Origin of the sequence: Streptomyces sp. CBMA123, assembly GCF_014596465.1 — a bacterium.
Classification (GTDB): domain Bacteria; phylum Actinomycetota; class Actinomycetes; order Streptomycetales; family Streptomycetaceae; genus Kitasatospora.
Map to the genome: position 1 here is coordinate 1 of NZ_MECK01000320.1, position 5,540 is coordinate 5,540.

3 protein-coding genes and 1 pseudogene are annotated in these 5,540 nt (G+C 75.5%); 2 read left to right on the plus strand and 2 right to left on the minus strand.

Translation table 11 applies throughout. The annotated features are described in order from the left end of the window. Positions 1–819, plus strand: an 819-nt coding sequence (gene cobA / locus BG452_RS28870; RefSeq protein WP_188307292.1) for a uroporphyrinogen-III C-methyltransferase, incomplete at its 5' end; no start/stop codon positions are given. A 36-nt stretch (positions 820–855) separates the two neighbouring features. Here cobA and BG452_RS28875 read toward each other — a convergent pair. Beyond that, a complete protein-coding gene (locus tag BG452_RS28875; protein ID WP_188307293.1) occupies positions 856–3,597 on the minus strand; it encodes a SpoIIE family protein phosphatase/ATP-binding protein in 2,742 nt (913 codons plus the stop codon). Between the two features lie 89 nt (positions 3,598–3,686). Between BG452_RS28875 and BG452_RS28880 the strand changes: the two genes are divergently transcribed. After that, positions 3,687–4,493 (plus strand): TrmH family RNA methyltransferase, encoded by an 807-nt coding sequence (locus BG452_RS28880; RefSeq protein WP_188307294.1) that lies wholly within the window; start codon positions 3,687–3,689, stop codon positions 4,491–4,493. Between the two features lie 156 nt (positions 4,494–4,649). Here BG452_RS28880 and BG452_RS28885 read toward each other — a convergent pair. Next, positions 4,650–5,540 (minus strand): annotated as a pseudogene (locus BG452_RS28885) (hypothetical protein); the annotation flags it as partial.

Below are 5,540 nucleotides of genomic sequence, written 5' to 3' on the forward strand. Positions count from 1 at the left end.
ATCGAGTTCCGCGACGTCAGCTTCCGCTACCCCGGCACCGACCGGCCCGTCCTGGACCGGCTCAGCTTCCGCATCCCGGACGGCGCCGGCGTCGCCCTGGTCGGCGGCGGCCCGGGCGACCCGGACCTGATCACCGTGCGCGGGCGCCGGCTGCTCGCCGACGCCGACGTGGTGGTCGCCGACCGCCTCGCCCCGCGCGAGCTGCTCGCCGAACTGCCCGAGCACGTCGAGGTGATCGACGCCTCCAAGATCCCCTACGGCCGCCAGATGGCCCAGGAGGCGATCAACCAGGCGCTGATCGACCACGCCAAGGCCGGGAAGTTCGTGGTCCGGCTCAAGGGCGGCGACCCGTACGTCTTCGGCCGTGGCGGCGAGGAGCTGCTGGCCTGCGCGGAGGCCGGCGTCCCGGTCACCGTGGTGCCCGGCATCTCCAGCTCGATCAGCGTCCCGGAGTCGGCCGGCATCCCGGTCACCCACCGCGGGCTGACCCAGGAGTTCACCGTGGTCTCCGGCCACGTCGGCCCGGACGACCCGCGCTCGGTCACCAACTGGTCGGCCGTCGCCGGGATGAGCGGTACCCTGGTGCTGCTGATGGCCGTGGACAAGATCGGGGCGATCGCCGCCGAGCTGGTCGAACACGGACGGGCGGCCGACACCCCGGTCGCGATCGTCCAGGAGGGCACCACCGCCGCCCAGCGCCGGGTGGACGCCACCCTGGGCACCGTCGCCGCCGTGGTCGAGGCCGAGGGCGTGAAGCCCCCGGCGGTGATCGTGGTCGGCGAGGTGGTCAACGTGCTGGCCGCCGCCTTCCGGCCGTAGGCCCCGGCGGAGTGGGAAGTCGGCCGGTCCGACTTCCTACTCCAGCGGCTGCTCCGTCCAGATGACCTTCCCGGTCGCGGTGTAGCGCGTCCCCCAGCGGTCCGCGAACTGGGCGACCAGGAACAGCCCGCGCCCGCCCTCGTCCTCGGTCGCCGCGTACCGCAGGTGCGGCGAGGTGCTGCTGCCGTCCGACACCTCGCAGATCAGCGAACGGTCGCGCAGCAGCCGCACCCGGATCGGCCCGGAGCCGTACCGGATCGCGTTGGTCACCAGCTCGCTCAGGATCAGCTCGGTGACGAACGCGGCCTCCTCCAGCCCCCAGTCCGCCAGCCGCCGCGCCACCTGCGCCCTCACCTCCCCCACCGCCGCCGGCTCCGGGGGCACGTCCCACTGGGCGACCTGGTCCGCTGCCAGCACCCTGGTCTCCGCGACCAGCAGCGCGATGTCGTCCTGCGGATGCGGCGGCAGCATCGCCCCGAGCACGTCCGCGCAGGTCTGCTCGGGCGTGCGCGGCGGCCCGCTCAGCGCCGACCGCAGCAGCTCCAGGCCCTCGTCGATGTCCCGCTCGCGGTCCTCCACCAGCCCGTCCGTGTACAGCACCAGCCGGCTGCCCTCGGCCAGCTCCACCTCGATGGTCTCGAACGGCAGCACCGCCAGCCCCAGCGGCGGCCCGATCGGCACCTCCGGGAAGGTCACCCGGCCCTGCGGGTCCACCACGGCCGGCGGCGGGTGTCCGGCACCGGCCAGCGTGCAGCGCCGCGACACCGGGTCGTAGATCGCGTACAGGCAGGTCGCCCCGGTCAGGCCCGCGCTGTCGCCGCCGCCCGCCTCCTCCTGGTCGATCCGGTTCACCAGCTCGTCCAGGTGCCCCAGCAGTTCGTCCGGCGGCAGGTCGAGCGTCGAGAAGTTGTGGATCGCGGTCCGCAGCCGCCCCATCGTCGCCGCCGCGTGCAGCCCGTGGCCGACCACGTCGCCGACCACCAGCGCCACCCGGGCGCCCGGCAGCGGGATCACGTCGTACCAGTCCCCGCCCACCCCGGCCTGGGCCGGCAGGTAGCGGTGCGCCACCTCCAGCGCGTTCTGCTCCGGCAGGCTGCGCGGCAGCAGGCTGTGCTGCAGGGTCACCGCCATCGCGTGCTCGCGGGTGTACCGGCGGGCGTTGTCGATGCACACCGCCGCGTGCGCCACCAGTTCCTCGGCCAGCTTCAGGTCCTCCGGCTCGAACGGCTCCGGCCGCTCCGCCCGCCAGAACCGGGCCACCCCCAGCAGCACCCCGCGCGCCCGCAGCGGCACCCGCACCAGCGAGTGCACCCCGTACGCCAGCACCTGCGCCGACTGCTCCGGGTCCTGCTCCCGCCAGCCGTGCACCTCGGCCAGTCGCGGCTCCAGCCCGGGCACGCCGCTGTGCAGCGCGCCCGCCAGCGGGGTGGCCGGCACCACGTCCAGCACGGTGCCCACCGGGTGGAACGGCGCGTCGTCCCCGGTCCCGGCGAGGGCGGTACGGCGCATCCGGCCCAGCGAGCCGCCCAGCGGCGGCTCCTCACCGGCCAGCACCTGCTCGGCGAGGTCCACCGTGACGAAGTCCGCGAACCGCGGCACCGCGACCTGTGCCAGCTCCTCCGCCGTCCGGGTCACGTCCAGCGAGCTGCCCACCGTCACCCCGGCGTCGTACAGCAGCCGCAGCCGCCGCTGCGCGCCCTCGGCCCGGCCGGTCAGCGCCCGCAGCTCGGTGGAGTCGCGCAGCGTGGCGACGCAGCCGGGCGGACCGCCGGCCTGGTCGGTCAGCCGTACGTTCACCGCCAGCAGCCGTTCCCCGGACAGCACCACCTCGTCGCTCACCGGACGGTCGGCGGTCAGCAGATCCAGCGGGGCGGGCTCCAGGCCGAGGTCGGTCACCGGGCGGCCCTCGGCGTCCGGCGGCAGGTCCAGCAGCCGGCGCGCCTCGTCGTTGCACAGCAGCAGCCGCCCGTCCCCGCCGACGATCATCACGCCCTCGCGCACCGCGTGCAGTACGGCCGCGTGGTGCTCGTACATCCGGGTCATCTCGACCGGGCCCAGCCCGTGGGTCTGCCGCCGCAGCCGGCGGCTGATCAGGGCCGTACCCAGGGTGGCCAGCCCTATCGCGCCCACCGCCGCGCCCAGCAGCACCGGCAGCTGGCGCTCGCTCGCGGCCGAGACCTTGCTCAGGGTGACCCCGGCCGAGACCAGCCCGGCCACCGAGCCGTCCGGCGCGTAGACCGGGACCACCGCCTGGACCAGTGGTCCGAGCGTGCCGGTGAGGTGCTGGGTCACCACCTGGCCGTGCAGCGCCGGCTCGTAGGTGCCGACGAACTTCTGGCCGATCCGGGCCGGGTTGGGGTGGGTGTAGCGGATGCCCTGGTTGTTCAGTACGACGATGAAGTCCACGCCGGAGGAGATCCGCGCGGACTGCGCCTTCGGCTGCAGGATCGCGGTCGGGTCGGGGGAGCGCAGCGCGGCGACCATGCCCGGCGAGTTGGCGAAGGTCTGGGCGACCGCCACCGACCGGTTGCGTGCCTCGTGGTCGGCGTCGTTGCGCGACTGCACCACCAGGGCGATCCCGGCCCCCGCCACCAGCAGCAGCACGATCAGGATCTGCAGCACGAACACCTGCCCGGCCACCGACCAGTGCCGGGCCGGTCGCGACCGCTTCGCGCGGGGCAGCTGTTGCCGACCGTGTGGGCGCCCACCGGATGAACCGGCGTCGCCGGTGGCACCAGAGGCCGACGGAGCCCAGGATCGGCCCGGATTTCGGGCCATACGGTCATATTTGCACTCAGGCTAGCCCGGGACCACCCCGTCCGTTCCGCCGTTTGGCCTTCCCCGCCCCGGCTTGGCAAGATCGCAGGGTGTCCGAACCCAGCACCATCACCGACCCGGCCGACCCCCGTCTCGCCGACTACACCGGCCTCACCGACGTCGAACTGCGCCGCCGCCGCGAACCCGCCGAGGGCCTGTTCATCGCCGAGGGGGAGAAGGTCATCCGCCGCGCCCTCGCGGCCGGCTACCGGATGCGGTCGATGCTGCTGACCGCCAAGTGGCTCGACGTGATGGCCGACGTCATCGCCGGGGCCAGCGCCCCCGTCCACGTGGTCGAACCCGGGCTCGCCGAAGCCGTCACCGGCTACCACGTCCACCGCGGCGCCCTCGCCTCGATGGAACGCAAGCCCCTCCCGGACGCCGCCGAACTGCTCGCCGGGGCCCGCCGGGTCGCCGTCCTGGAGGGCCTGGTCGACCACACCAACCTCGGCGCCATCTTCCGCAGCGCCGCCGCCCTCGGCATGGACGCCGTCCTGCTCTCACCGGACTGCGCCGACCCGCTCTACCGCCGCGCCGTCAAGGTCTCGATGGGCGCCGTCTTCGCGGTCCCCTACGCCCGGCTCGACCCCTGGCCCGCCGCCCTCGACACCGTTCGCGGCGCCGGGTTCACCCTCCTCGCCCTCACCCCCGCCGACACCGCCGTCGACCTGGCCACCCTCGCCCCCCACACCCTCCCCAAGACCGCCCTCCTGCTGGGCGCCGAGGGCGACGGCCTCACCCCCCGAGCCATCGCCGCCGCCCACCACCCCGTCCGCATCCCCATGGCCCACGGCATCGACTCCCTCAACGTCGGCGCCGCCGCGGCCGTGGCCTTCTACGCCGTCACCACCCCCTGACCCCCGCCCCACCCGCCGGACGAGAAGTCGCCCCACCCGACGTCCCGCGCCCCCTCATGCGGCCCGCCCCTACCGTGGCGCTGCGTTCCCGCCGCCATGGCCCCTCGCGTCCGATCGCCTTCCGCGCGGGAAGTCGACCTGCCCGACTTCCCGCGCTCAGCCCGCCGGGGCCGTCGGCGGTGCCGGGGCGGCAGCCGGGGGAGGGGTGGCAGCCGGGGGAGGGGTGGTGAGGCCGATGCCGCCGGAGGCACCGGCGCCGGGCCAGGACTCGTCGAGGGTGCCGTCGCCGCGCACGGTGTAGCGGGTGGAGATGACCGCGCCGGTGGCGGCCACGCGTTCCTCGCGGACGACCGCGCTGCCGTCGAGGCGCCAGGTGGCCGCGGCCTGCGGGTCGGCGGTCGAGGTGCGGGAGGTGGTGGCGACCGGGCTGTCCCCGGCGAAGGTGTAGAGCTGGACGAGGTCGACCGGCGCCGTTCCCTCGGCTCGCCGCAGCACGACGACCGTGGCCGGCTGGCCCTTGTACCGGGCCGGCAGCACCGCGCTCAGCGCGACGTGCGGCCCGCCGCCGACCGAGTGTCCGTCCTTCAGGTTGACGGCCGCCCCGCCCGCCCCGTCGGGGTAGCCGCGGTTGGGCCAGTCGACCACGGGCCCGGGCCCCTGCGCGGGCGCCAACGCGCTGTCCCCGGTGCCGCGCGCGGTGGCCGGCAACGGCGTCGCCGAGGCCGGCGGTGCGACGTCCACCGAGGTCCCGGGCACGGCCAGTTCGCCGCCGCCCCGGGCGCCGGCCGCGGCGGTCTGTCCGACCACCGGACGGGCGCCCTGGTTGCTCCGGTTCTCGCAGCCCTGAGCGGCCGCGATGGCGAGCGCGACGCCGATCGTCACGGTGACGAAGACCACCAGCCGTTGCCGCAGCAGCCGTTGCCGCGCGGTGCCGGGCCGTCCGCCGGGCACGGGGGTGTGCTGCCGGTCGCGGGGCCGGGGTCTGGCCGGCGGAGGAGTGTGCGGACGGTCCCGCAGGGGGCGGGTGACGGGCGTGGCCTCGGGCCG

Bases quoted from the DNA above. Each gene is read 5' to 3' on its own strand.
- BG452_RS28875 (WP_188307293.1), bottom strand. From the start codon at position 3,597: ATGGCCCGAAATCCGGGCCGATCCTGGGCTCCGTCGGCCTCTGGTGCC.